Below are 25388 nucleotides of genomic sequence, written 5' to 3'. Positions count from 1 at the left end.
GAAATGCCTAGGGCGGACAAGGTAACTTACACCGACCGATAAAACGGCTTTAAGGTGCCGCTTGCGTGGCTGGGGAAAGAACGGAAAAGTTTGCAATCCAGGAAAAAAGCATTAATATTGCAGGGTTGCTTAAGCGGTTAAGCAAATCCAGTTGTAACCTATATTGCGTAACTAAATCGTTTGAAACCTTCACTTAAAAACATTGCTGAGCATTTGGGCCTTTCGAAGACCACCGTATCGTGGGTGCTCACTGGGCAGGCCGAACAGAAGAATATCAGTCGGGCCACCGCCGAGAAAGTATTGGAATACGCTGCTTTGCTGCATTACCAGCCCAATATGGTTGCGCGGAGCCTCCTTACGGGCGAAACCAAAACCATTGGGTTGATACTTCCATCCATCGCTGACACGTTCTACTCTCATGTAGCCCGTGAAATCGAGTCGAACGCACGCCGTAAAGGATATTCGTTGATGATAGGCAGTTCAGAGTCCGACATCGACCGGGAAGATGAGATTGTCCGGTTATTCAAGGCGAAACGGGTAGACGGGATTATTCTGGTGCCCACGAAACGATCGCGGATGGAAGTACAGCGTCTGATCGCTGAGGGATATCCATTGATTACCATAGACCGCTATTTCCCCGAACTTGACGCAAATTATATTATCATCAACAACCGCGATAGCTGCTATATGTTGACCAAGCACCTCATAGGCAAGGGATGTAGGAAAATAGCGTTATTGACGACCAACGCATATTTGATGACAATGGGTCAACGCCGGGAGGGGGTTGAGGATGCATTGCGCGAATCGGGTCTTCCAATAGACCTGCGGCTTTATGGCGAAGTTGACTTTGCAGTGGATGAAAAAAATATTCATCGGGTGTTGGATAAGGTGTTTACAGAGGTTCCCGATGTGGATGGAATTTTTTTCACTACCCACATCCTTGCACTGGAGGCGTTCCGGTACTTCCATGAAAAGGGAATAAAGCCGGATTTTGAAATGGCTTGTATCCACGAAGCGCCTATATTTAGCGTATTGGCGCCAAAGATGAATGTGGCACGTATGCCGGTGGATGAAATTGGCAAAACGGCGGTCAGTTCCCTGATCGATCAAATGAAATATGCAAGGGCAGGGGCTATAACGAAAAGAAGGCCGTATATACCCCAGCGGGTGACGCTGTCGTGCGCCCTTGAATTTAGAAGTTAACCGGGCACCCGTATGAATGGTCATTTCAAGCCACTGAAGCGTATGAAGGCCCGCTTAAACGCAGACATCTCAAACGAATATCAACATGGAAGGAAAAAACAAACCATATGGTAGGTTGCCAAAGGCGATTGGACTGTTTATCGCTCTTGTGCTTACCTCATGTCAACAACGAGACTCGTATGTTAACGTCGCCGTAGGTGAAGCTACCGCCGTTAAACTAGCAGCCGTGGGCGTCGAATTAGACCCGCACTTTTTTGCCCAGAACCTAACACGTGACGATGGCGCGAAGCCGGAAGACTGGCAGCACGTAGTGCGCCGGGTGAAGGCTATGGAGCTGCAAAAATTCCGCGTAATGGCACTACCCCAATGGTACGAGCCTGTAAATGACAATAACGATCCCCATCAAACCGACCGGAGCCAATTTACCTTCGATTCGCCTGAAATGCAATCGCTATATAAGGTACTCGAATTAGCCCAGGAGCAAGATATGGAAGTCTGTATGGTAGTGTGGGGATGCCCGGTAGGCGTGTCGCTGCTGGACCCGGGGTACGCGCATGTGAGGACCAGCTTCATGGCCGATCCAAGCCAGGAAGGTGTTTGGATTACGGGCCCAACGGACTACGATGAATGGGCAGAGAACTTCGCTACACTGATTAAGCACCTCATCCAAGACCGCGGCTATACCTGCGTGAAGGAAATCACACCGATGAACGAGCCCGATGGTGGCCCGTTGCTATCATCAACCGAATACATCAAAATGGCCAAAGTACTGGATGCTCGTTTCAAAAAGGAAGGTATACGTGATTTGGTAAAGTTCAACCTATCTGACAATACGGATACCCGGACATTTTACTTGGAAGACTGCGCAGCCCATCTCAAAGAGGAGGCAGACCTGTTCAATTCCCATACGTATATATTTGGTTATGATACGCCTAATGATACCATAGCCCGCTGGGAACGGAATAACGTGGAAATTGCCGCACGGGCAGGGAAACCCCACCTTGTCGGAGAATTTGGTTCTAACCAGACGGTGGGTGCTACCCGCCAACGTGACATCGATCGGTATGAGCGTGGGGTGCTGATGATACGCCTTGCACTCAATTTCCTGAATGCCGGCGCAGCGGGGGTCAGTTATTGGAGTCTCATCGACCAATATTATGGGCGCGACGCCGACTACCAGCAGATGCAGCAACTGGGTCTCTGGAAGTACGTGAAGGAAGCATACAAAGCAGACACTACCTATGGCCGCATTAAGGAAGATTATGAGGTGCGGCCGCAGTATCATGCCTACGCATTGCTCAGCCGTTTTGTGAAGCCGGGGTCTTCCATCCATCCCATCGATCTACAAGATGATTTTGCCGTCGGATCGGCGTTTTGCGATACCCATGGGAAATGGACTTATTTGTTCGCCAATGCAACCGATTCCACGAAAACACTTGCTGTTGCCAATCCGCAGGTGGAGGGGGATTTTGCCATTTATCGCTATGAAGAGCAGACACTTCCCGACGATGATCGCATGCTGATGCCTGTTGGAGATGCTCGGGCAAAAGCGGGGGAGCTGAACATCGCTATCGCTCCCCATTCGGTAGTGATGTGTCGCCAGCAGTAAACCACACTTGCATATGTGTCTGACTTTATCTAAGTTTGGTGCGCTATTCTACATATTTAGCAGTTTCAACATGAAGTTTTTAAGTTTAGGCATATTAAGTGCACTGTTGGTATCCGGCGGATGGGTATATGCTCAACAGGGTGCAGATGGAAGCGTACCAGCGCTGACCAACCGGTCCGACTCCGTTGCATATGCCTTCGGGGCTTCAGTGGCGCGCGACCTGAAGCGCACCGGTATTGAAACCATCAATGCAGAAGCCCTCGCCCAAGCCATTAGTGATGTGTTCGCCGGGAAAAAAAGTCCATTGGACGAAGTGCAGGAACGGGAATTGATTATGCAGGCGATTACTGCCGCCCGGGAGAAAATGGACAGCCAGAAGCGTAATGAAGCCCACGCCTTTATGGAAAAAAACAAAGCACGTTCGGGGATAACAACAACAGCCTCAGGTCTCCAGTATGAGGTAATCCGAGAAGGGACGGGTATACGACCGACCCTTAGCGATACCGTTACGGTACATTACAAAGGGCAGCTCACCAACGGCGACGTCTTCGATAGCTCTTACGACCGGGGCCAGCCGGCTACATTCCCGTTGGAACGCGTAATTGCCGGATGGCAAGAGGGATTGCAACTGATGCCAGCGGGGGCACATTACCGGCTCTATATACCCTATGAGCTGGGCTACGGTGAGCGAGGTGCAGGGCAGGACATCCCACCCTATAGTACATTGGTTTTTGAGGTGGAACTGGTGTCGGTGCAGCAGGCTATCCCTACACCCGTGGTGGTCGAAATGGACCAAGCGAAATGAAACGGCTGGGCAAATCGGATCTGTGGGTAAGCCCGGTAAGTTTTGGCTGCATGTCGTTGGGCGAGAACGTAACCGTCTATACGGACCTTCTGCGCAAAGCGGCTGACGCTGGTATCAATTATTTCGATACGGCAGACCTCTATAATAAAGGTCTTAACGAGTTGTATGTGGGCGAGGCCCTCAAACCTATCCGAAAGGATATCATTATTGCCACGAAAGTAGGTAACCAATGGCGGCCTGACGGGAGTGGGTGGGATTGGAATCCGAGTAAAGCATATATTCTAAAGCACGTCGATCAAAGTTTGAAACGGTTAAAAACCGACTATATCGACTTGTATCAGTTGCATGGTGGAACCATCGATGATCCAATCGATGAAATTATCGAAGCGTTTGATCGGATTAAAGAACAAGGGAAAATCCGTTGGTACGGCATCTCATCCATCCGGCCGAACGTGATCCTTGAATATATCGAGCGTTCCGACATCGTTAGCGTGATGACTCAATACAGTCTGTTTGATCATCGGCCAGAAGAGGCTATGCTCGACTTACTCCGAGCGCATGATGTCGGTGTGATTTGCCGAGGGGCGGTTGCCCAAGGGTTGCTGATCGGTAAAGAGGCCGATAGCTACTTGCAATATACCGATGGCGAGGTAGCCCGTGCGGCGAAGGCCGTTGCCAAGGTAGCCGTTGAATTGGAGCGTACACCGCTGGCGGTGGCGCTTGCCTATGTGTGGGGACATCCAGCTGTTGCCACGGTAGCCTTGGGGGTACGAACGACCGCTCAACTGGATGAGGCTATTGATACGTTGCGGGATGTAGAACCGTTACCAGCAGGCCGGCGGGCATTTCTTCGGCAGTCGGTCCGGTCTTTCCATTATGAGGCACATCGGTGAGGAGATTGGCGATTTAGATTTTTACCATTAATAAATTTAACTAGACAACATGAGTAAGCAGTTAAGACGAGTAATTCTCCTAGGTTTGGTGGCCCTGGGCTTTGGTACCACCCTGGTAAGTGCGCAACAACAACCGGAGCGAAAGTTAGGATGGCAATTATCTGCCCAAACCTACACCTTCAACAGGTTTACGTTTTTTGAAGCCGTCGATAAGACGCTTGGCGCCGGACTCAATTCGGTAGAGGCTTATCCCGGGCAGAAATTGGGAGGCGGTATGGAAGGGGTAATGGATTATAAGATGGATGCGACTAAACGTAAAGCTATTTTGAAGGCGCTCAGGAAGAAAGGGGTGAAGATCTGCGCTTTTGGGGTGGTCAATGGCAACAACGAAGAAGAGTGGACCCAAATATTCGAGTTTGCCAAGGCAATGGGTGTTAAGGTAATCAATACCGAGCCCAACGCGAAGTCCATGCCGATGATCGGCCGACTGGCAGACCAGTATAAGATTAAAGTGGGTATCCACAACCATCCAGAACCTTCACACTATTGGAACCCTGAAGTAGTGTTGGATGCCATTGCTGCCGCTAATAGTAAATACGTGGGTGCCTGTGCCGATATCGGCCATTGGGTACGGTCTGGATTGGATCCGGTGGAAAGCCTTAAGAAGTATGACGGATATTTGGTCAGTTTGCACTTCAAAGATCTATCGGAGAAATCGCCAGAAGCACACGATGTGCACTGGGGCACCGGTGTATGCAACGTGGAAGGTGTTATTGCCGAGTTAAAGCGCCAGGGGTTCAAAGGCAATATTTCTGCCGAATATGAACATAATTGGGAGAACAACGCTGGAGACGTGAAACAAAGCGTTGCCAATTTCAGGGATATACTCACAAGCCGCTGATGGCTTGACCATCTATATGGATGACTTGCTGGCCGGTGACATCTTGTCCCGGCCGCACGTTTTTATTCGAAAATAATTATTCATTTAACTGCATGTTCTCAATGGTATTCATGAATGCTTCGCAGTTTTTTTTGAAAGGTTTCGTGGAACCTGCATTTTCATTGGCACCATTTGATTTCAACGGCAATGAAGCTTGCGCTGCCGCAGGTTTCATCGCCTGTTGTGCCAGACGCTGACATGGCAGGTTTTCATCAAAATAAACCGAATAATTCAGTTTCTATTTTTTGGAGTACGAATCCCAGGTCTTCTGGGTTGTTTGCAAAGTCGAGTTTATCCTTGTCGAGAATAAGCAGCTTCCCTTCCTTATAGTTCTTAATCCACTTCTCGTATTTTGCATTGAGTTTGGACAGGTAATCCAACCGGATGTTTGCTTCATATTCGCGGCCCCTTGTTTGGATGTTTTCAACCAAGGTAGGTACGGAAGCCCTGAGGTAAATCAGCAAATCAGGTGGTTTGATGTAAGATACGATGCTTTCGAAGATATTGCTGTAATTTTCAAAATCGCGCGCACTCATCAGCCCCATATCGTATAGGTTCTCTGCAAAGATGTAGGCGTCTTCGTAAATGGTGCGGTCCTGGATGATATGCGTTTCTTGCTGCTGCAATTTCACAATGTGGCGGAAGCGGCTATTAAGGAAAAAAATCTGCAGGTTAAACGCCCAACGTTTCATGTCGCTATAAAAATCCTCGAGGTAGGGATTGTCATCCACGGCCTCAAATTGGGGAGCCCAATTGAGATGGTTGGCGAGTAGTTTGGTAAGCGTTGTCTTACCCGCGCCGATATTTCCTACAATGGCTATATGCATGTCTTGAGTTGTAAGTCATTAGTCGTAAGTCCGTTGTCTAATGTCTAGCGCCTAGCGTCTAATACTAAAATTTCCTGAAACCGATAATTTCGCGTACCTCCGTTAGTGTTTTCCGTGCGCTTTCGCGTGCTTTTTCATTCCCCCGCCGAATCGTTTTGCTAATATAGTCGTTATCATTTGAAATTTCAGCAATGCGCGAGCGAACCGGTGCAGTAGCTGCAATCATATCTTCAGCCAATTGCTTTTTGAGATCGCCGTAGCGAATCTGGCATGTATTGTACAACTCATCGAAATGTTTTACCGTATCGGGTGTGGAGACTGCTTCCAATAGCGCAAATAAGTTCTGGATTACATCTGGCTTTTGCTGGTTAGGTTCGGTAGGTCCGCCATCAGTTACGGCGCGCATCACCTTTTTACGGATCACTTCCGGTGTATCTGAGAGGTACACCGCGTTTGCCTCACCCTCTGATTTCCCCATTTTGCCTTTGCCATCCAGTCCCGGTATTTTGACAAGCTGACTATGAAAGGAAAACGCATGTGGTTCGGTGAAATAGTCGGTTTTATACAACCGGTTAAAACGGTTTGCGAAAGTGCGCGCCATTTCCAGGTGTTGCTCTTGATCTTTCCCTACGGGCACCTTGGTAGCGCGGTGCAATAGGATGTCCGCCGCCATCAGTACGGGGTAGGTAAGTAGACCCGCATTCACGTTGTCCGGATTTGCCCGGACTTTGTCTTTGAAAGACGTAGCCCGTTCCAATTCGCCCAGATAGCTGTTCATATTGAGGTAGAGGTAGAGTTCCGTCACTTCGGGTACGTCCGACTGAACATAGATGGTTGCTACCTCGGGATCAATGCCAGCGGCAAGGTATTCGATCGCCACTTGACGTACATGGGTATGCAGGTCGGCTGGTGTGGGGTGGGTTGTCAACGAATGGAGGTCAGCGATAAAAAAATAGCAGCTATGCTCATGCTGCATCTGTACGAAATTAGTTACTGCCCCATAATAATTTCCTAAGTGTAATTTTCCGGTGCTGCGGATGCCGCTCACTACTTTTTCCATATTGCGTGCGAAAGTACGGATTTATTGGCAAATTTGGATGCAGGGTTGGCCGCTATTGGTCATTGCAATGTCAATGTGATAAATCATTTCGGCGGTTTTAGTGGCGGTTTAAGGCGATTATCGCTACCTTTGTGGAGTCTAACTACTAATTCGAGTTAAGCATGGAGACATTGGTGAAACCTACATATAAAAAACCTGGACCCGATGATTTCTTCAAAAAATTGCAGAAAGAAGTGCAGCAAAATGTGCTGGGTAACCAACGTATCCAACGGCGGAATGTGGTGAAAACCTATTTCCTACTATTCCTCTATTTGGGTCTTTATGCCGGTATACTACTGTTTGGCAATTCCACACCGTTATTGTTCCTGTGCTATGTTTTTCTGGGTTTCTCGATGATCATGCTGTTCATCAACGCCTTCCACGACGCAGCACACGGGTCGGTGTTCAAGAAGCGGAAGCACAACCAGCGGTTTATGTATATATTGGAGCTTTTCGGAAGCAATAGCTGGCTGTGGGCCAAACGGCATAACGCATTGCACCATCCCTATCCAAATATACAACATTGGGATACCGACATCAAGCAGAGTGATCTGGTGCGGATATTTCCGGATAGCGAATACCTAAGCCAGCACCGCTACCAGCATATTTATATGTTTTTGCTATATCCATTATATACGCTCAATTGGCTGTTCATCCGGGACTTCAAGGATTTTTTCGGCACGAAAGACAACTACGTGAAACGTATCCTGAAAATTCCGCGCATGGAGTATTATCGGTTATTTGCGGCTAAAGCATTCAATCTCTTTTATCTCATCGGTATTCCGATCATGGTGCTCAACCAACCGTGGTACATCGTTGTTCTGGGGTGGTTATGCATGCACGTATGCGGAAGTATGTTGGGTGTTATCGCGTTGATTTCGACCCATGTGGATGAAACGGCCATCTTTCCGTTACCGCCTGCCGATGGGAAGATGGATGTGACGTGGGCGGAGCACCAGATGATGGTGACCAAAGACTTCAGCGCCGATAGCCCCATAGCCAATTTCCTCTTTGGCGGTTTCACGCACCACGTGGCGCATCATTTGTTTCCCCACGTAGCCCATACTTATTACCCGCATATCACGCCCATTATCAAACGGTATGCAAAGGAGTATAACTTACCGTATACCTGTTACCCAGCCATCAAGGCCGTGAAGTCGCATTTTGTATTGTTGAAAAAGCAGGGTGCGGGTGAGAATATATTCCAACACGGCGAATTATAGCCCTTTGGCTTCTTCCCAGAATACGTCCATTTCGGCAAGTGTCATTTCTCTCAGCTGCTTACCGGTTTCCTTTGCCCTCGCCTCTAGGTGATTGAACCGTTTGATGAACTTCTTGTTGGTTCGCTCAAGTGCATTTTCAGGGTTGATGCCGATAAAGCGTGCATAGTTGACCAATGAAAAAAGAAGATCGCCGAATTCGGCTTCTGCTTTTTCATGATCGATGGCTTCATCGGCTGCCACATCAAATTCCTGTTTGAACTCTTGCAGTTCTTCCTCCACTTTTTGCCATACCTGGTGTTTTTCCTTCCAATCGAATCCCACACCCCGTACTTTATCCTGTATGCGATAAGCCTTTACCAGGGCAGGTAACGAATGTGGCACACCAGCAAGTACCGACTTGTTGCCTTCTTTGAGCTTAAGCTGCTCCCAATTCCGCTTGACGTCTTCTTCGCTATCCACCTCGATGTCGCCGTAGATATGGGGGTGGCGTGAAATCAGTTTTTCGCACACACCGTTAAGCACATCGACCACATCAAAGGCACGTTGTTCTTCCGCAATCCGCGCGTAGAATACCAAGTGCATCATCAAGTCCCCAAGTTCTTTCTTCACCTCGTCGAGGTCGTTGTCCAGTATCGCATCACCCAGTTCATACATTTCTTCAATGCTCAGGTGGCGGAGTGTTTCCATGGTCTGTTTCCTATCCCATGGGCATTCCGCACGCAGTGTGTGTAATACCGTTAACAGGCGTTCAAACGCTTTCGGTGGCGTTGTTTGGGGTGGCGGGGGGGTGTGGGGCATCTTTTTTTGACAAACTTAGCCAAAAAATGGCGGCCAAGCAACCTTGACGGATGCAGCTTGCTTACGTTACGATGGCAGGCGTGGGGGCATGTAGTTGCAATTGCTGCGCGAAAATTTCCACGGCATCAATCCCTTTTTCCAGTTCGGCTTGATCGGGTAGCTCACCGCTCCGTGCGTCGATCTCCAGTTTCCGGAGGCGGAAAGCAATTTCATCACCACCGATTTGTGCCGTTCGCCCCGCGATGCGATGCAATAGCAATTCCACATCCGCTAAATCGCCATTTTCATAATGCAGTTTCAGTGCGGTTATATCTGATGCTGTATCCTTGAGATAATGGTTGATGATGTTATGGACTTGCATTTCGTCATCTAATGCCAGGTGTCGGATTGCCGATAATTGGGTACGGTTATCCTTTTGCGCATGAGCGCGCGGTGAAATACCGAGCAAGCGGAGTAAGTCGGCCTCTTTGAACGGCTTGAGTAGCAAGCCGTCGAAACCTTCTGCGAGGATTTGTTCCTGCTCTTCGGGCAGGACCTGCGCTGTACAGGCATAGATGTTTACGTCCTTCGAATCGATCTTCTCGCGCAGTGCACGGCTCAGTTGTGTGCCATCCATTTCCGGCATACGGATGTCCATCAGGATTGTTTTCACTGAAGGATCCCATGGTTCATCTAACACGGCCTTGGGCGAATGGAAACAGCGATAGGCAACCCTGTATTTTTCGAGTATGTTCTGGCATAGCGCCAAAATAAGTCGGTCGTCGTCCACAATCCAAACGTTGCCTTCTACAGTCGCCGTTGTACTTTCCAATGGTTGGTCGCTGGTGTGGGGGAGCGGCTTTTCGAATGTTTTAAGTGGTAAATTTGCCCGGAATACCGAGCCGACCCCCTTTTTGCTGTCAACACGTATCTGGCCGCCCATGCTTTCGCAGATGGTTTTAACGATACTAAGCCCTAACCCGCTGCCGAAATGGGTGCCCGAATTGGCACTTTCGGATTGTTCGAAATCGTTGAAAATACGCTCAAGGTCTGCCTTTGGTATGCCTTTGCCCGTGTCTTTCACAACGATACTCAATTCGGTTTTTTCCGTGTAAACCACGGTGCTCACATGGAGAGTAACCTTTCCTTCGTCGGTGAATTTTATGGCATTGCTTAATAGATTGAAAAGGATTTGTTTGATACGGAAGGCATCACCGACGACATGCCCTGAACCGAGCACGCGCGTATTGAGTTTAAGCTCGAGCCCTTTGGCCTGCGCTTGGGTTTTCATGACCGATACCACACTGCTGATGAGCCCATTTACGGCAAACGGCTTTTCATTTAACCTGATTTTCCCCGACGTGATCCTGCTGTAGTCTAGGATTTCGTTGACAATCTGGAGCAGGTGTTCGGATGATTGGTAGATGGCGTCAACTTTCGTATCACCTTCTGGCTGGCCCTGCTTAAGCTGTTCCGAATAACCGATGATGGACTGCAACGGTGTACGCAGTTCATGGCTCATATTGGCCAGGAAGCGCTGTTTGGCTGCCGCATGGTATTCGGCTTCTTCTTTTGCGGCTTCCAGTGCCATGCGGTCGGCATTGCTTCGGCGGATATCAGCCAAGATTAAATAAACCATGATCGCGGTGATGCAGAAAAACGCCAGAATGATGCCTCCTATGCGCCATACACTTTCACTGACCACTGCCTTGGCCTGCATGTTATCTATTTCCATTTGTTGCATGGCCTCGTTCTCTACCGAATGCAGGATGCTAAGCATGTTGCTGATCAGGGCATTACTGGCTACCGTTAATTCCATTTCACGGTCAACGAATTGGTCGCGCTGCTGCTGTTGGAGCCTTTGGAAACGCTGTACGGCACTGTCGATACGGGCTAGAATGCTGTCGGGCTGGGTAGCTCGTATGGTGTCGATGATGGTTTCCATCTCTTCTTCCACCATACGGCGTTCCTCCACGACCTGCTGCGGCTGTTCCACGGGTTTCCTGCCGAAAAGGCGTGCAAGGAAGCCACGGTCGTCTTCTGCCGTCGGAACAGCCACCGCACTGGTGTCGCCAGCTATGGTTGTGGTGCGACGTTTACGCTCGGTGGTAACGACCTTGCTTTCCGTGTTGGGTTCATAGATAATATCACTGAGTGATTGCAGTTGTTCGGAAAACTCTTCACTATCCACCACTTTCTCACGCACTTTGACATAAGCGTTGAAGAGCTTATCGCGCTGGCGGAGCAATGTTTTTATGGAGTCGATGCGCGATTGTTGTACATCGCTACCTTCATAAAGGTGCTTCAGCGAGTCAAGTGAGCCGATAATCGCTGCCGACTCTTTTGAAAAACTGTTATAAGCGGTATTGCCGCCGAACGCCTGGGCACGCTGCAGTTGATCGAGGCGCATAATGTCACGCGAGATACCACTTACAATTTCCAGTTTAGGTTCGGGGGTCGTAATACTTTCTACCGTATCCATGATTTCGGTAAAAGCCACTCGGCTGATTACCCAGGCCAATACCAGCGATACTGCACATGATAGGAAAACAAAGATAACTTTGCGCCGTACGCTCCGCGTCGATTTTATGTCTCGGGTAGGCATGGATTCTCCCTTACTTTCCAGTAAAGTTACCAAAAATTGTGCAAAAGAATAATAATGGCCGGCAACTGCCGGCCATCAACGTCGCGTTTATTCGTTCAAAAACACGAATTTATTATCGAACATATCCAGCTTCACCTGGGCGTTTTTGTCTATTTTCCCTGCCAAAATCTCTTTCGACAACTCGTTGAGGATATGCTTTTGTATAACCCGTTTCAGCGGCCGCGCACCATATTGGGGATCATACCCCAGTTGTGCCAGCCAATCGAGGGCCTCGTCACTAGCCGTAAGCAGTATGCCCATTTCGGCTAGTTGCTGTTGCAGGTGGGCGAATTGCAGGTGTACGATTTTACCGATCTCATCCCGGTTCAACGGGGTGAACATGATGATTTCATCGACGCGGTTGAGAAATTCCGGCCGCATCGATTTCTGCAACAATTCAAATACCTCATTTTGCGTTTTCGCCATCACTTCCGCGTGGTTTTCATCCGTTAGATTGGTGAAATTCTCTTGGATGAGATGCGAACCGATGTTGGATGTCATGATAATGATGGTATTCTTGAAATTCACCATGCGCCCTTTATTGTCTGTAAGGTGCCCATCGTCTAGCACCTGCAGGAGGATGTTGAATACATCGGGATGCGCCTTCTCGATTTCATCGAGCAGGATGACCGCGTAGGGCCTACGCCGTACCGCTTCGGTAAGTTGGCCCCCTTCATCATACCCTACATAACCCGGGGGCGCACCGATGAGACGGGATACGGCATGACGCTCTTGGTATTCGCTCATGTCGATACGGACCATGGAATGCTCATCGTTGAAGAGGAATGCTGCCAGTGCTTTGGCCAGCTCGGTTTTACCCACGCCGGTAGTGCCTAGGAAGATGAACGAACCGATGGGGCGACGCTCGTCGCTAAGGCCGGCCCGCGACCGCCTGATGGCATCCGAAATAGCTTCGATGGCTTCGTCCTGTCCAGCTACACGCTTGTGGAGTTCTTCTTCAAGGTGTAGCAATTTGTCGCGCTCGCTCTGCACCATCTTGGCAACCGGCACGCCCGTCCAGCGCGACACCACTCCCGCGATGTCTTCTGCAGTTACTTCCTCCTTAAGCATTCGGTTGTCGTCTTGCTTTTCGCTAAGCTCTTTTTTGAGCTGCTCTACCTTGTCTTGCGACTCTTTTATACGGCCATAGCGTATCTCAGCCACCCGCCCATAATCGCCCGCACGTTCGGCTTGGTCAGCTTCGATCTTATAGTTCTCTATTTGTTCAAGCTCTTGGTTTATACTGTCAACCAACGTTTTCTCACTCTGCCAAGCCGCGCGCAGTGAGTCGCGGTCCGCGCTCAGATTGGCGATTTCCTTGCTCAATTCGTCTACCTTCTTGGTGTCTTTCTCCCGTTTGATGGCCTCGCGCTCAATTTCCAACTGCATGATGCGGCGTTCGATCTCATCAACTGCCTCGGGCACGGAATCCATTTCCAGTCGTAGTTTCGACGCGGCCTCATCCATGAGGTCGATAGCCTTGTCGGGCAAGAATCGGTCAGCGATATATCGCTGCGACAGTTCCACAGCTGCGATGATAGCCTCATCGAGGATGCGCACTTTATGGTGCGTTTCATAGCGTTCTTTCAATCCCCGCAGAATGGATATCGCATCCTGCGTATCCGGTTCTTCGACCATCACCTTCTGGAACCGGCGCTCCAGTGCTTTGTCTTTCTCGAAGTATTTCTGGTATTCATTGAGTGTGGTGGCACCGATGGCACGCAATTCACCGCGTGCGAGCGCAGGCTTAAGGATGTTCGCAGCATCCATGGCGCCTTCGCCACCGCCCGCACCAATAAGGGTATGTATCTCGTCGATAAACAGGATGATTTCCCCGTCGCTCTGCGTCACTTCTTTTACTACCGCTTTCAGCCGTTCTTCGAATTCGCCTTTATATTTTGCCCCAGCAATCAACGCACCCATGTCGAGCGAAAAAACGGTTTTTTGCTTCAGGTTCTCAGGGACATCGCCTTTGATGATGCGGTGTGCAATGCCTTCGGCAATCGCTGTTTTACCCACGCCGGGTTCGCCAACCAATATCGGATTGTTCTTCGTGCGGCGTGAGAGGATTTGGATTACCCTGCGAATTTCTTCGTCGCGGCCGATGACCGGATCGAGTTTGCCGGACTCGGCGAATTCATTAAGGTTGCGTGCATATTTGTTGAGGGCATTGTAGGTGGCCTCGGCGTTCTGATCGGTTACCCGTGCATTGCCACGGAGGTCACTGATAGCTTTTTTCAAATCTTTTTCCGTAATGCCTTGGTCCTTCAGCAACGATGCGGTTTTGTCGCCTGCATGGAGGATTCCCAGGAGGATGTGCTCGATAGAAACAAACTCATCTTTAAATTCCTTGAGGTACGATTGGGCCTTCTGCAAAGCAGTGTTGGCGGTGGATGAGAGGTAAATGTTACTGCCGCTCACCTTCGGGAACGTGGCAATCTGCTTGTCGAGTTCGTCTTCCACGTGCTTTATGTTCACGTTCAGCTTTTTGAGTAAGTGGCTCACCACGTTTTCATCCACGAGAAGGAGTGCTTTCAATAGGTGAGCTGTTTCGATGGATTGCTGTTGATTGCCCACAGCAATCTCGGAAGCTTTTTGGACGGCCTCCTGCGCTTTAATTGTATAGTTGTTGAAATTCATCGTCGTTGTTGTTTCAGACCTATACGCAAAACAGATACCATGGGCGATTTGATTGGCTAATCGGAAATTTTGTCGTACTTAAAATCGTGATTATGACTAATTGTCTGGATGTTAAGGGGTTGTACTGTAATAATTGCAGTTGTTTCAGGCAAAGGTTTTTTCACGTATTTCACGCAAAGGACGCAAAGGTTCGCTCATGCGACGAGCGGATTCCAAAAGCCCGGGGCCTATCGATCGATGCAATTCGATCGCTTTGCCGATAATTTGATAAGATAGTTCGTCTTCCATGGTATAGGTGTTGTTTAGCTTTGCGTTCTTTGCGTGAAAAAATACTAAAAGTTAGGCTTCAGCAAATACTTGTCGTAAAAACGGAAGATGTGCTCTGCAGCTTCCTCGGCCGTATCGACCATCCGGTAGAGATTAAGGTCTTCCGGACTTATATTACCTGCATCGAGCATGGTTTGTTTTACCCAATCTATCAAACCACCCCAATAGTCTTTACCTACTAAGACAATCGGAAAGCGGGCGATTTTTCCGGTTTGGATAAGTGTGATGGCTTCAAAGAGTTCATCCATGGTGCCAAACCCGCCGGGGAGCACGATAAACCCCTGTGAATATTTCATGAACATAACCTTGCGCACGAAAAAATAGTTGAACTGGAGTAATTTATCGCGATCGATGTACGGATTGTGGAATTGCTCGAACGGAAGTTCGATATTGATGCCCACGGATTTCCCGCCAGCCTCGTAAGCGCCCTTATTGGCCGCTTCCATGATGCCCGGTCCACCGCCCGACACGACACCATAACCCCGTTCGGTGAGTAACCGGGCGATGTCTTCCGCGAGTTTGTAATAGTTGTGGCCCTGAGCAGTCCGTGCCGAGCCGAACATGGATACGCAGGGGCCTATCTTGGCGAGTTTCTCGAACCCGTCTACAAACTCGGCCATGATTTTGAAAATCTGCCACGAATCCTTTACTTTGATTTCCTGCCACGTCTTGTTCTCAAAGGCGCGCATGATTTTATCTTCCCGTGTTCTAGCCATAATGAATGTTTTGATTTTCGCTAATGTAGTGTTTTTCACCCAAAGACGCTTGTACCCCAATTTTACTGACTTCCCAACGAAAAAAGTATCTTTGTGTCATGAATTTTTCTTCCAAACTATTGGAACAAGCCGTGGCGGAGTTTGGCCGCCTGCCTGGGGTTGGCCAGAAAACAGCTTTGCGATTGGTGCTCCATCTGCTGAAACAACCCGAAACCGAAGTGTCGCGGTTTACCGAAGCGCTCGATCGGTTGAAACGGGAAATCCGGTACTGCGCGACGTGCCACAATGTGTCGGATACGGCGATTTGCGGAATCTGCGCATCGCCTAAAAGGGATGGCGGACTGATTTGCGTGGTGGAAGATACGCGCGATGTGATGGCCATCGAAAACACGGATCAATACCAAGGGGGGTACCATGTGCTCGGCGGGCTCATTTCGCCCATGGATGGCGTTGGTCCGTCGGATCTGCAGATCGATAGTTTGGTGAAACGTGTGGAAGCCGGGGGCATACATGAGGTCATCGTGGCATTGAGTGCTACCATGGAAGGGGATACGACCATTTTTTACCTATATAAAAAGCTGAAGGATTTTGGCGTACAGATCAGCACCATTGCGAGGGGGATTGCTTTCGGTGGTGAATTGGAATATGTGGATGAAGTGACGTTGGGACGCTCCATCGCCACCCGGGTACCTTATGAACGGAGTATCGCATGAGCGGTGCGTTGCGTAATAAAACGGTGGTTATCACAGGCGCATCGTCGGGCATTGGTTTGGCATGCGCTGGTGCATTTGCCCGCCAGGGCGCCAATTTGGTATTGGCTGCAAGGCGTTATGTGGATCTATGTGCGCTGGCCCAATCGTTAGAACAAACTCACGGCGCCCGTGCGGTGGCAGTGCGGTGCGATGTGGCCAACGAAGCGGATTGCGAGGCGCTGGTACAGCAGGCGGTAACCGTGTTCGGAGGTATCGATGTATTGGTCAACAATGCGGGAGTCAGCATGCGGGCCCTTTTTGCCGATCTGGATCTGGCGATATTGCATCGTCTGATGGATGTCAATTTCTGGGGTACGGTTTACTGCACCAAATATGCGATGCCCGAGCTGCTGCGCAGCAGGGGGTCGGTCGTTGCCGTGTCGTCCATCGCTGGTTATCGGGGATTACCGGGCCGGACGGGGTACTCGGCCTCCAAATTTGCCATCCATGGGTTCATGGAGTCGTTGCGGGTCGAAAACCTGAAGACTGGCTTGCATGTGATGGTTGCCTGTCCGGGTTTTACCGCCTCCAGTATCCGTGCCACTGCATTGGACGCCATGGGCGAGGCGCATGGTGAAACCAGTATGGACGAAGGCAGAATGATGACGGCGGAAGAAGTGGCTGGCCGTATTGTACGAGGAGTGATCCAGCGTAGACGAACCTTGGTGATGACACGCCAAGGTAAGCTTGCCGTATTGATGAATAAATTGCTGCCCGCATGGGTGGATAAAAAAGTGTACCAATTGTTCGCCAGAGAAAAGAATCCATTGGTGAAGTAGCGGATCTTACATTTTTTTAACTACCAGGTGAAAGCCGATTGAAATACCGATAAGGGCAATGGTGGTGCCCACCCACAAGGTATTGAAGCCGAACTGATCGGCAATCCGGGTGCCGAGAAACGGGGAGAACACATGTGCGGTCGAAAATGCAAGTGCGTTGAGGCCCATGTAAGCGCCTTGGTTTTGCCGAGAGGCGCGTTGTACGGCAACAGACGCCATGAAAGGCATCGCCAATATTTCGGAAATGCTCAATAGGAAAATAGACGCGTAGAGTATCCAATAACCGGTGGGTATCGGAAGCATGGCGAAAGATAACGCGGACAAGAACGTGCCCAAGGCAATGCTGACTGCATACGTTAGCCGCCGTTCGGCCATATGGACCAATAGCATTTCAAAAATAACGACAACCAGCCCGCTGAATCCCAGTATCAAGCCTACCTGTTGCTCATCGAGCGCATGAACTTTTTGGTAAAACAGCGGCAAAGTGTTCAGCAGTTGAAAAAAGCAGATAGCGTAACCGCAGCATAAGAAACTGAACAATACGAAGGGCCAATCGCGGTAAGGAGACCGGCTTGTCGAGGTCACTTCCGTCGTGCGGTCGGCCGATTTAGTGCGCACCATCCCCTTCCTTCTATAGAAAAACAGCATGAAGATCATCGCCGCGACGAACGTACCGATCGCATTACCGTAAAAAATCCAGTGGTAGGAAATGGAGGCGAGGAATCCGCCCAAAGCCGGGCCGACAGAAAAACCGAGGTTGATCGCCATCCGGTTGAGTGAGAAAGCCCGCGTGATGTTTTCCGGCCGGGCGTATCTGGCCACGGAGACCGAGTTGGCTGGGCGGAACGATTCGGTAACCACGCTGAGGACGTAAATGGCGACAGCTAGTGTGTGGATAGAGGTAAACAAGGGCAATAGGAGAAATAACGGGATGGCTGCCAACAAGCTTAACGCTTGCACCCAGAAATTGCCAAAGCGATCGGTGAGCCAGCCGCCAAGCCACGATCCGGTGATGGCACCCAGCCCGAAGCATGCCAATACGACACCCACTTCGCGTATCGAGAAGCCCAGCGCTTGCGTCATGTAGAGCCCCAGGAAAGGAAGTACCATCGCTCCCGTACGGTTGACAAGCATGACGAGCGCCAACAACCACGCGGGGCGGGAAAGGCCTTGGTACGAGTCGATATATAGGCGCAAGAATGTTTTCATGTTGAATCATGGACGTAACGTGGCAACGGGGATGAATCCGCTATGATGCTGCACGGCAAGGGTGCGGCTATGCCATCCCCAGCTCCGAAACATCATATGCCATGGCGGTAACAAGCATCGTTTTACCCGATTTGCGATCGAATTGATAATCCAAACGACCCAAATTGATGCCTGCGAAGCCGACCTGGTTAATGCTGGTTATTTTCCCGTCGAGGTTACGTATGGATTCGGGTTCGGGCATGAAAGTATGGGTATGCCCGCCGATGATAAGATCGATATCGCGTGTTTGGGCGGCCAGAACTCGGTCGGAAACCTTGTCGTCGCCATAGCGATAGCCCAGATGCGAAAGGCAGATCACCAAGTCGCATCGATAGTCGTTTTTCAGTCGGGATGCTATTTCATTGGCCTTTGAGATGGGATCGAGGAAACGTACGCCCCGGCATAGTGTCGGATCCACTAATCCCGCCAATTCGATGCCGAGCCCGAATACCCCTATCCGAAGGCCCTGCTTCTTGAAGGTGAGGTAGTTGCGGGTTTTCCCGTGAAGGATGGTATCACTGAAATCGTAATTGGCCGTGAGGAAAGGAAAGGTGGCGTAGGGTATCATGTCGGCAAGTCCTTCCAAGCCGTTGTCAAACTCATGATTGCCAAATGTACCCGCGTCGTATCCCATTTTGCTCATCAATTCCAACTCGACCTTGCCGCCGAAGAGGTTGAAATAGGGGGTGCCCTGTACCATATCGCCGGCATCAAGCAACAGCACATTGCGTTGTTCCCTTCGGATTCGTTCTACCAGCGTTGCACGGCGCGCCACGCCACCCAGGCCCTGAAAACGCGAACCATCCATCGGGAAAGGTTCGATGCGGCTATGCACATCGTTGGTATGCAGTATGGTCAAGGATACGCGTTCTTCGCTGGCATGTGCCCATGTCGGCATCGTTACGGCAGAAAATGCGGCAAACGTGCCTGCCTGTTTCAGGAAACGGCGTCTATTGATTGCGTTTGATTCTTCCATCGAGTTGTACGTTGATATCATTGCCGGCGTCGGCTTCATTGCTAACATAACTGATGAGTGCCTCCCGGACCTTTACCCCTAAGTTGGTGCGGCTTACCGGGTCGGCGAGACCGAGTACATGGTCGCCGCCATTGGCCAGGTAATCATAAGTGGCCAATTTGTAGGTGCGGTTTTTATCGATTGGCTTACCGCCGATCCGGATGTTAGCGGCTTTGTCGCCATCGATTTCCAGTCGGATGCCCGATACGGGCTGCCCGCCCGATGTAGCGATGAAATGGGCCAGCTGCTGTACCTTTTCGCCGGTAAGTTGGATTACGACGATTTCATTTTCGAAAGGCATGAGTTCGAAAAGGTTGCCGATGGTAATAGGACCTTGATGCAACTCCATGCGGAGCCCACCTTTCGTACCGAAAGCGAACGCTGCGTCGGGCACCTGTTTCCGAGCCTCCGCCAACAACGCATCTGCAAAGAAATTCCCTAATAGGGTCTCGGGTTCGTCGCGGGGTTTGGTCAGGCTGATGGCTGCGCGGCCGACGATGCGGTTCATCTCCGCTTCCAGCTGTTTTTTGTAAGGTGAGTAGAGCGTCACGTAGTCGGGATCATTGGCAATCGTGCTGTCTACCTGCAACAGCGTATAAGTAGCTTGCCCGCGAGGTACAAAATACCTGCTGCAAGATGCGCCTCCCAACCCAATGGCCATGGCCATCAGCAGGAGGTAATTTCGGAGGGTAATACACTTCATGTTGTGACGGTGTCCATGGGTGCTGTATCCATGGGTGTGGTAAAGGTAGGTATTCTGATGCTAAAATTCATCTTTTGCCGTATCCCTTGCCTTTCCATCAGAACGAGCGGGAATGGAAGCGCGGATGGTTGCCCGTATATTTGCCTTTTCGCGGAGATGGGTAAACCGCTTGCTGCGCTTGGTGAATAAGGAAGCGAGGTTATATGCTTCCCAGTTGATCAATAAAACACTGGCCAGAATAACCGTCAGGGCAATGACTTGCGAAGTGGTAACCGCCTCGTGTGCAAACCATGCGCCGAGCAATACCGCAACGATGGGGTTTACATACGTATGGGTGCTCACTTCGGTAGCCGGGCGTACCTGGAGGAGCCAGATATAAGAACTGTAGGCAACGATAGACCCCATGAAGATCAGGTAGGTTATCGCCCACCAGGCGGATGGGGGCACACTTGCCGGTTGGAAGTTGGCTACTTCACCGCGAGCGGCAGCCGTAATCGTAAACGCGATGCCGGCAATCAGCATCTGCCATGCGGTGCTCACCATGCTATTGCGCTTTTCACCCGATTTGGGGTTTCCGAAATACTTGGAATACAGCGAGCCGACGGTCCATGCCAGCGCACCGAGCAATAATAAGGTCATGCCCATGATGTTGGCCTGCCGTTCGGAGGCGTCGAAGGCTTGTGCAATACGGTCGCCAAATAACATCACCACACCAAAGAAACCCATGAAGAGACCGACTACCACGGGAAGATTATGGAAATTGGCTTTCCAGTTGGGTTTGTCGAGTATGATGAACCAGATGGCGGCCGAAGCGGACATGATAGCCACCAATCCGCTTGGCATAAACTGCTCTACCCAAATAATGATGCCATTGTCGACAAAAAGTAATAACAACCCCATCAGGCCCCCATGGAAAATGGTCGACCCGTCGAATATCCGGTATCCCTTCAAGGCACACCATCCCAATAAAAGTAGTCCTGCCGTGCTAAACCGAACGGCACCTAGTAGGAATGGTTCGAAACCAGCCAGCGCCTTGTGGATGAAAAAGAAAGTCGATCCCCATACGATGTAAATCATGGCAAATGCCACGAAAACCGTTGCGCGGGAATGTGAATCTTTTGTAAAAACTGTTGTCATTATTTTTTGCTCTTTGCTCTTTGCTCTTTGCTCTTTGCTCTTTGCTCCTTGCTCCTTGCTCTTTGCTCCTTGCTCCTTGCTCCTTTATCCCTACTCTGCCGTCTCCGGAATCACCAATTGCTGTTCTTCCTTCACGGTTTCCAATACAATGGTGGTGCGGGTGGAGATGATGCTCGGTATTTTGGCGAACGAATCGCGCATGAGTGCAACCAAGCCCGCAGAATCGGCGGTACGTACCTTTACCAGATAGCCGTCGTCACCAGCGATATCGTGTACTTCCTGCACTTCGGGGATGGCAGCCAATGCTTGGCCGGTGGTTGCACACCCGATGCCGTCTGCCGCACGGATGAAAATGAACGAGAGCAGGGTCTGGTCCAATGCTACCGGATTGATTTTCGTCCGGTATTGTAAAATCACTTCCTTCTGCTCCAGTTTTTTTATGCGTTCCAAGATCGCAGACGGTGCCATGCCAATCTCCCGGGCGATTTCCGCGTTGCTGATACGGGCGTTTTCCTGCATCAATCGCAGGATGGCATAGTCGGTCTGGTCTAAATTATATTCCGTGTTGTTCATCGTTCTGCAAAGGTACTAAATATTCGAATGATGTTCAAATTAGTAATGATATAACAGAACAATATTCTTTATGAGCCAATAGGTTCCGTCTATTCATTGCTAATAATCGTTTATAGGCGGTGTTTGGCGGGCGCCCTATGGTGTTTTGTCCCAAAAAAAAAGAAAAATAATTTGTGATTATTAACGGTGTTAAGTAGTTTTGCACCGTTAAGTTAATGGCATGGGAATTAAAGAACGAAAGGAACGGCACCGGGAAGATCTTAAGGCAAGGATTCTGGAAGCGGCGAAGAAACTATTTGTGACCGAAGGGTATGAGGCAACTTCCATCCGGAAGATCGCTGCGGAGATAGAATTCAGCCCGACGACGATTTATTTATACTACAAAGACAAGACTGACATTGCCTATGCGTTGCACCAAGAGGGTTTTGGTTTGCTGCGGGAGCGCTTTTCGGCGCTGGCCTATGTGGATGATCCCTTCGAGCGACTGAAAGCGATGGGTAGAAACTATATCCAATTCGCAATCGATTGCCCCGATTTCTACGAATTGATGTTTATTATGAAGGAGCCTATGCAATACCTACAGGCCCATCACCCTGAAGAGGAATGGCCGGAAGGCGAGCGCGTATTCGACGGATTGATACAGACGGTGGAAGCATGTAAGACCAAAGGTTACTTTGACGGTATGAATACCGAAGAAATGGCGATGCTTTCTTGGAGTGTAGTGCACGGCCTGTGTTCATTGCACATTACCAGCCATTTTAAGCACATCGCCGAGAAATGCAGCGGGATAACACTCATTAAACAGGATACATTACTGGAAAGTGTTTTCCAAGCGTATCTGCACATATTGGAACGGTTTAAATAAATTTTTTTACGCATGAAGTTAACACTGTTAATAATGAGAACGGTATCCATCCTGTTTTTGTTGGTGAGTTCATTCGAGGCCTTTTCGCAAGAACCGTTAACCGCATATATCGATACCGCCTTGCGGAATAACCTCGCGCTACAGCAGCGGCATGTATCGCTTGAGAAAGCTGTAACGGCGTTGAAGTCGGCAAAAAGCCTGTACCTGCCTTCGGTGAATTTGGAAGCAGGTTATCACACGGCGGATGGTGGTCGTAACATTCCGCTACCGATAGGCGACCTGCTCAATCCGGTGTATGCCACGTTGAACCAGTTGACGCAATCCAGCCAATTTCCCACCATCGAGAACGAAACCATCAATTTCCTGCCCCGCAATTATTACGATGCCCACATCCGGACCACGCTTCCGCTGATCAATACCGACATCGGTCATAATAGGCGTATCCACGAATTTCAAGTGCGATTAAGCGAATTGGATGTTGAAACATATAAGCGCGAACTGGTCAAGGAAATCAAAGTGGCGTATTTCGGCTATCTCAGTGCGGTGCAGTCGGTCGCTGTCTATCGGTCGGCCTTGGTTTTGGCCGAGGAAGGCCGGCGGACAAACGAACGGTTGGTCGAACATGGCAAAGGGCTGCCTGCCTATGTGTTGCGTTCGGAAAGCGAAGTCGCTGCTGCTGAGGCCCTACTTACCGGTGCCGAACAGCAGGTGGAGAACACAAAATATTATTTCAATAGCCTGTTAAACCGTGATGCAGTGGCCGGGATCGACACGGCTTTCGATCCCGATGATGCCCTTTTAGAAATCGCCAGCCTATTGCATGGCGACACACAGCCCGCTGCCAAACGCGAGGAGTTGCAAGCGTTGGCCACGACAGTAAGGATTCGCGAAACGGCATTGAAAATGGATAAGCAATATGCGGTGCCGACGTTGAATGCTTTCCTCGATCTCGGCTCCCAGTCCGAAGGATTCCGCTTCAATGACCAGACCCGCTACTATATGGCGGGTCTGCAATTGACGTTCCCCCTATTTAACGGCAACCGGAACAGGTACAAGGCCCAGCAGTCGCAGCTCGATTTGCGGAGTGCCCGATTGCAGCTGGCGGAAGCCAACCGGCAGTTGCAGCTTTCCCACTCCGTCGCGCTTAATGGGTTACGGTCCGCCTGGCAGCATTACGAGGCAGCAAGGCGTCAATTGGCCGCTGCACAAGCCTACCAGCGACTTATCGGGAAAGGTTACCAAGCGGGCACCAACAGCTATATCGAAACCGTTGATGCCCGTAACCAATACACATCCGCTCGCTTGGCACTATCCGTCAGTACCTATCGGGTGCTTTCGGCCGCGGCGATGGTCGAACGCGAGCAAGCCAGCTATCCACTCACCGCAACGAACAATTAATGGTTATGAAGACATACAGCTATTATTCCCTCAGCATCGCCCTAATCATGGCCCTCGGAGCCTGTAGTTCAGGCAACCACGATTCCGGACTACCTACCGACGACACCGTTATTCCCGTCCGTGTGCAGCCACTGGCAGCAACCGATACTGCTGGTACTGTGACAGCTACTGGCACATTCACTACCGATGACGAGACCGCATTGGGATTCCGAAGCGGTGGCATTATCCAACAGTTACGGGTCAAGGAAGGCGAATCGTTCCGGAAAGGGCAGCTACTAACGGCAGTGGAGGCGACAGAAATTAACACGGCATTGGAACAGGCCCAGCTTGGACAGGAAAAGGCGGAACGTGATTATCGCCGTGCGAGGCAACTGTATGCCGACAGCGTGGCGACGCTAGAACAGCTGGAGAATGCGAAAACGGCTTTTGATGCTGCCAAGCAAGATGTGCAGCGGGCGTCTTATCTAGTGGGCCACACGGCCATCACGGCACCTTTTGATGGCTATGTGTTGCAGCGACCGGCCAATGTAGGGCAGGTGGTCGGTCCCGGTACGCCGGTGCTGGTCGTGGCCAGCCACGCAAAAGGGGGATGGCTACTTAAGGTCGGCGTGAGCGACCGGCAATGGTCGGCCATCCAGCTGGGCAATACTGCCATGGTCACCACCGACGCCCTTCCTGAAAAGGAGCTTCACGCCGAAGTCGTCCGCAAGTCGGAGGGGATTGACCCCCAATCCGGTGTGTTCAATGTGTATTTGAAGCTAATGGGTGCACCGTCGTCGGCGCTTGCTTCGGGCCTCTTTGGCAGGGCCACCATCCACCTTGCGCAAACCTCCGGTGTTTGGCTCATCCCCTTCGACGCGATGATGGATGGCGACGGTAGGAAGGCCTATGTTTTTGTGACGGCCGACGGCAAAACAGCCCGGCGCGTGGAAGTGGAAGTATCCGGTATCCAGGAGGACCATGCTGTGGTAACGGCCGGGCTCGAAGGTGGCGGTTCGCTTATCGTATCCGGCAGTCCGTACCTCCGCGACGGTTCCCTCATCACTATCAAATAAACAACCATGGGTCTGATCAAATATCCGATAAAAAACTACCAGTTTACGTTTATCGTTATCCTGATGGTCGTCGCCATCGGCGTTAGCAGCATCTTTACGATGCCCCGTGCGGAAGATCCTGAGATGCAGCCGCCCAATTTCCCAGTAGTGGTGATTTACC

The 25388-nt window shown here is 50.4% G+C and carries 23 protein-coding genes; 11 read left to right on the top strand and 12 right to left on the bottom strand.

Features of this window, described 5'->3' with window-relative positions; all coding sequences use genetic code 11:
• Positions 1-180: 180 nt before the first annotated feature.
• From ACO1NT_RS01225 to ACO1NT_RS01205, 5 genes are all read left to right on the top strand, one after another.
• Positions 181-1203 (top strand): LacI family DNA-binding transcriptional regulator, encoded by a 1023-nt coding sequence (locus tag ACO1NT_RS01225; RefSeq protein WP_449046526.1) that lies wholly within the window; start codon positions 181-183, stop codon positions 1201-1203.
• An 85-nt stretch (positions 1204-1288) separates the two neighbouring features.
• Positions 1289-2812 carry a hypothetical protein gene (locus ACO1NT_RS01220; protein ID WP_449046524.1) on the top strand — a complete coding sequence of 508 codons (1524 nt, stop codon included), beginning with the start codon at positions 1289-1291 and terminating at the stop codon, positions 2810-2812.
• Between the two features lie 70 nt (positions 2813-2882).
• Complete coding sequence (locus ACO1NT_RS01215; RefSeq protein WP_449046523.1) at positions 2883-3617, top strand: FKBP-type peptidyl-prolyl cis-trans isomerase; 735 nt, start codon at positions 2883-2885, stop codon at positions 3615-3617.
• Positions 3614-4510, top strand: coding sequence for an aldo/keto reductase (locus ACO1NT_RS01210; protein WP_449046522.1), 897 nt, complete (start codon positions 3614-3616; stop codon positions 4508-4510). Before ACO1NT_RS01215 ends, ACO1NT_RS01210 begins: the two co-directional genes overlap by 4 nt.
• Before the next feature lie 49 nt (positions 4511-4559).
• Complete coding sequence (locus ACO1NT_RS01205; protein WP_449046521.1) at positions 4560-5411, top strand: sugar phosphate isomerase/epimerase family protein; 852 nt, start codon at positions 4560-4562, stop codon at positions 5409-5411.
• Between the two features lie 251 nt (positions 5412-5662).
• Here the strand turns inward: ACO1NT_RS01205 and ACO1NT_RS01200 are convergent, their stop codons facing one another.
• Both ACO1NT_RS01200 and trpS read right to left on the bottom strand, forming a co-directional pair.
• Positions 5663-6277 (bottom strand): deoxynucleoside kinase, encoded by a 615-nt coding sequence (locus tag ACO1NT_RS01200; RefSeq protein WP_449046519.1) that lies wholly within the window; start codon positions 6275-6277, stop codon positions 5663-5665.
• A gap of 64 nt (positions 6278-6341) precedes the next feature.
• Positions 6342-7337 (bottom strand): tryptophan--tRNA ligase, encoded by a 996-nt coding sequence (gene trpS, locus ACO1NT_RS01195; protein ID WP_449046518.1) that lies wholly within the window; start codon positions 7335-7337, stop codon positions 6342-6344.
• Between the two features lie 161 nt (positions 7338-7498).
• On the opposite strand from trpS, the gene ACO1NT_RS01190 reads away from it, so the two are divergent.
• Positions 7499-8599, top strand: coding sequence for a fatty acid desaturase family protein (locus ACO1NT_RS01190; RefSeq protein ID WP_449046517.1), 1101 nt, complete (start codon positions 7499-7501; stop codon positions 8597-8599).
• Here ACO1NT_RS01190 and mazG read toward each other — a convergent pair.
• The 5 genes from mazG to ACO1NT_RS01165 all read right to left on the bottom strand — a co-directional run bounded on the left by mazG (position 8594) and on the right by ACO1NT_RS01165 (position 15703).
• Positions 8594-9397 carry a nucleoside triphosphate pyrophosphohydrolase gene (mazG, locus tag ACO1NT_RS01185; RefSeq protein WP_449046515.1) on the bottom strand — a complete coding sequence of 268 codons (804 nt, stop codon included), beginning with the start codon at positions 9395-9397 and terminating at the stop codon, positions 8594-8596. The two genes, ACO1NT_RS01190 and mazG, sit on opposite strands and share 6 nt — an antisense overlap.
• 61 nt (positions 9398-9458) lie before the next feature.
• Positions 9459-11981: an ATP-binding protein gene (locus ACO1NT_RS01180; protein ID WP_449046514.1), complete on the bottom strand. Its 2523-nt coding sequence runs from the start codon at positions 11979-11981 to the stop codon at positions 9459-9461.
• An 87-nt stretch (positions 11982-12068) separates the two neighbouring features.
• Positions 12069-14660: an ATP-dependent chaperone ClpB gene (clpB, locus tag ACO1NT_RS01175; protein WP_449046513.1), complete on the bottom strand. Its 2592-nt coding sequence runs from the start codon at positions 14658-14660 to the stop codon at positions 12069-12071.
• 144 nt (positions 14661-14804) lie between these two features.
• Positions 14805-14948: a hypothetical protein gene (locus ACO1NT_RS01170; protein WP_449046511.1), complete on the bottom strand. Its 144-nt coding sequence runs from the start codon at positions 14946-14948 to the stop codon at positions 14805-14807.
• A 44-nt stretch (positions 14949-14992) separates the two neighbouring features.
• Positions 14993-15703: an LOG family protein gene (locus ACO1NT_RS01165; protein WP_449046510.1), complete on the bottom strand. Its 711-nt coding sequence runs from the start codon at positions 15701-15703 to the stop codon at positions 14993-14995.
• A 98-nt stretch (positions 15704-15801) separates the two neighbouring features.
• Between ACO1NT_RS01165 and recR the strand changes: the two genes are divergently transcribed.
• Both recR and ACO1NT_RS01155 read left to right on the top strand, forming a co-directional pair.
• Positions 15802-16416, top strand: coding sequence for a recombination mediator RecR (gene recR / locus ACO1NT_RS01160; RefSeq protein WP_449046509.1), 615 nt, complete (start codon positions 15802-15804; stop codon positions 16414-16416).
• On the top strand, positions 16413-17234 hold the full coding sequence (locus ACO1NT_RS01155) for an SDR family oxidoreductase (RefSeq protein WP_449046508.1): 822 nt from the start codon (positions 16413-16415) through the stop codon (positions 17232-17234). The genes recR and ACO1NT_RS01155 overlap by 4 nt, the downstream gene beginning before the upstream one ends.
• Positions 17235-17240: 6 nt before the next feature.
• On the opposite strand, the gene ACO1NT_RS01150 is transcribed toward ACO1NT_RS01155, so the two are convergent.
• The 5 genes from ACO1NT_RS01150 to ACO1NT_RS01130 form a co-directional block, all read right to left on the bottom strand.
• The gene (locus ACO1NT_RS01150) at positions 17241-18443 is read right to left on the bottom strand and encodes an MFS transporter (RefSeq protein WP_449046507.1); all 1203 of its coding nucleotides are present in this window, start codon (positions 18441-18443) and stop codon (positions 17241-17243) included.
• 67 nt (positions 18444-18510) lie between these two features.
• The gene (locus tag ACO1NT_RS01145; protein ID WP_449046506.1) at positions 18511-19458 is read right to left on the bottom strand and encodes a bifunctional metallophosphatase/5'-nucleotidase; all 948 of its coding nucleotides are present in this window, start codon (positions 19456-19458) and stop codon (positions 18511-18513) included.
• Positions 19433-20200: a 5'-nucleotidase C-terminal domain-containing protein gene (locus ACO1NT_RS01140; RefSeq protein ID WP_449046505.1), complete on the bottom strand. Its 768-nt coding sequence runs from the start codon at positions 20198-20200 to the stop codon at positions 19433-19435. The genes ACO1NT_RS01145 and ACO1NT_RS01140 overlap by 26 nt, the downstream gene beginning before the upstream one ends.
• A 60-nt stretch (positions 20201-20260) precedes the next feature.
• Positions 20261-21337, bottom strand: a complete 1077-nt coding sequence (locus tag ACO1NT_RS01135) for an EamA family transporter (protein ID WP_449046503.1) — start codon at positions 21335-21337, stop codon at positions 20261-20263.
• A 90-nt stretch (positions 21338-21427) separates the two neighbouring features.
• On the bottom strand, positions 21428-21910 hold the full coding sequence (locus ACO1NT_RS01130; protein ID WP_449046502.1) for an Lrp/AsnC family transcriptional regulator: 483 nt from the start codon (positions 21908-21910) through the stop codon (positions 21428-21430).
• A 220-nt stretch (positions 21911-22130) separates the two neighbouring features.
• On the opposite strand from ACO1NT_RS01130, the gene ACO1NT_RS01125 reads away from it, so the two are divergent.
• The 3 genes from ACO1NT_RS01125 to ACO1NT_RS01115 are packed head-to-tail and all read left to right on the top strand — an operon-like array spanning position 22131 to position 25228.
• Positions 22131-22775, top strand: a complete 645-nt coding sequence (locus ACO1NT_RS01125) for a TetR/AcrR family transcriptional regulator (RefSeq protein WP_449046500.1) — start codon at positions 22131-22133, stop codon at positions 22773-22775.
• 33 nt (positions 22776-22808) lie between these two features.
• On the top strand, positions 22809-24173 hold the full coding sequence (locus ACO1NT_RS01120; protein WP_449046499.1) for a TolC family protein: 1365 nt from the start codon (positions 22809-22811) through the stop codon (positions 24171-24173).
• A 5-nt stretch (positions 24174-24178) separates the two neighbouring features.
• The gene (locus ACO1NT_RS01115; RefSeq protein WP_449046498.1) at positions 24179-25228 is read left to right on the top strand and encodes an efflux RND transporter periplasmic adaptor subunit; all 1050 of its coding nucleotides are present in this window, start codon (positions 24179-24181) and stop codon (positions 25226-25228) included.
• The last annotated feature ends 160 nt before the right edge of the window (positions 25229-25388 follow it).

This window comes from Parapedobacter sp., from assembly GCF_053550995.1.
The sequence above is the reverse complement of the archived record's forward strand: the minus strand, read 5'-3'. Positions and strand labels throughout refer to the sequence as shown.

What these genes read in the sequence shown, in the direction of transcription:
- ACO1NT_RS01145 (WP_449046506.1), bottom strand. Translation starts at nt 19,458, where the DNA reads ATGGAAGAATCAAACGCAATCAATAGACGCCGTTTCCTGAAACAGGCA.
- trpS (WP_449046518.1), bottom strand. Translation starts at nt 7,337, where the DNA reads ATGGAAAAAGTAGTGAGCGGCATCCGCAGCACCGGAAAATTACACTTA.
- ACO1NT_RS01215 (WP_449046523.1), top strand. Translation starts at nt 2,883, where the DNA reads ATGAAGTTTTTAAGTTTAGGCATATTAAGTGCACTGTTGGTATCCGGC.
- ACO1NT_RS01170 (WP_449046511.1), bottom strand. Translation starts at nt 14,948, where the DNA reads ATGGAAGACGAACTATCTTATCAAATTATCGGCAAAGCGATCGAATTG.
- ACO1NT_RS01200 (WP_449046519.1), bottom strand. Translation starts at nt 6,277, where the DNA reads ATGCATATAGCCATTGTAGGAAATATCGGCGCGGGTAAGACAACGCTT.
- clpB (WP_449046513.1), bottom strand. Translation starts at nt 14,660, where the DNA reads ATGAATTTCAACAACTATACAATTAAAGCGCAGGAGGCCGTCCAAAAA.
- ACO1NT_RS01140 (WP_449046505.1), bottom strand. Translation starts at nt 20,200, where the DNA reads ATGAAGTGTATTACCCTCCGAAATTACCTCCTGCTGATGGCCATGGCC.
- recR (WP_449046509.1), top strand. Translation starts at nt 15,802, where the DNA reads ATGAATTTTTCTTCCAAACTATTGGAACAAGCCGTGGCGGAGTTTGGC.
- ACO1NT_RS01165 (WP_449046510.1), bottom strand. Translation starts at nt 15,703, where the DNA reads ATGGCTAGAACACGGGAAGATAAAATCATGCGCGCCTTTGAGAACAAG.
- ACO1NT_RS01150 (WP_449046507.1), bottom strand. Translation starts at nt 18,443, where the DNA reads ATGAAAACATTCTTGCGCCTATATATCGACTCGTACCAAGGCCTTTCC.
- ACO1NT_RS01180 (WP_449046514.1), bottom strand. Translation starts at nt 11,981, where the DNA reads ATGCCTACCCGAGACATAAAATCGACGCGGAGCGTACGGCGCAAAGTT.
- ACO1NT_RS01155 (WP_449046508.1), top strand. Translation starts at nt 16,413, where the DNA reads ATGAGCGGTGCGTTGCGTAATAAAACGGTGGTTATCACAGGCGCATCG.
- mazG (WP_449046515.1), bottom strand. Translation starts at nt 9,397, where the DNA reads ATGCCCCACACCCCCCCGCCACCCCAAACAACGCCACCGAAAGCGTTT.
- ACO1NT_RS01130 (WP_449046502.1), bottom strand. Translation starts at nt 21,910, where the DNA reads ATGAACAACACGGAATATAATTTAGACCAGACCGACTATGCCATCCTG.
- ACO1NT_RS01120 (WP_449046499.1), top strand. Translation starts at nt 22,809, where the DNA reads ATGAGAACGGTATCCATCCTGTTTTTGTTGGTGAGTTCATTCGAGGCC.
- ACO1NT_RS01125 (WP_449046500.1), top strand. Translation starts at nt 22,131, where the DNA reads ATGGGAATTAAAGAACGAAAGGAACGGCACCGGGAAGATCTTAAGGCA.
- ACO1NT_RS01190 (WP_449046517.1), top strand. Translation starts at nt 7,499, where the DNA reads ATGGAGACATTGGTGAAACCTACATATAAAAAACCTGGACCCGATGAT.
- ACO1NT_RS01115 (WP_449046498.1), top strand. Translation starts at nt 24,179, where the DNA reads ATGAAGACATACAGCTATTATTCCCTCAGCATCGCCCTAATCATGGCC.
- ACO1NT_RS01135 (WP_449046503.1), bottom strand. Translation starts at nt 21,337, where the DNA reads ATGACAACAGTTTTTACAAAAGATTCACATTCCCGCGCAACGGTTTTC.
- ACO1NT_RS01210 (WP_449046522.1), top strand. Translation starts at nt 3,614, where the DNA reads ATGAAACGGCTGGGCAAATCGGATCTGTGGGTAAGCCCGGTAAGTTTT.
- ACO1NT_RS01205 (WP_449046521.1), top strand. Translation starts at nt 4,560, where the DNA reads ATGAGTAAGCAGTTAAGACGAGTAATTCTCCTAGGTTTGGTGGCCCTG.
- ACO1NT_RS01220 (WP_449046524.1), top strand. Translation starts at nt 1,289, where the DNA reads ATGGAAGGAAAAAACAAACCATATGGTAGGTTGCCAAAGGCGATTGGA.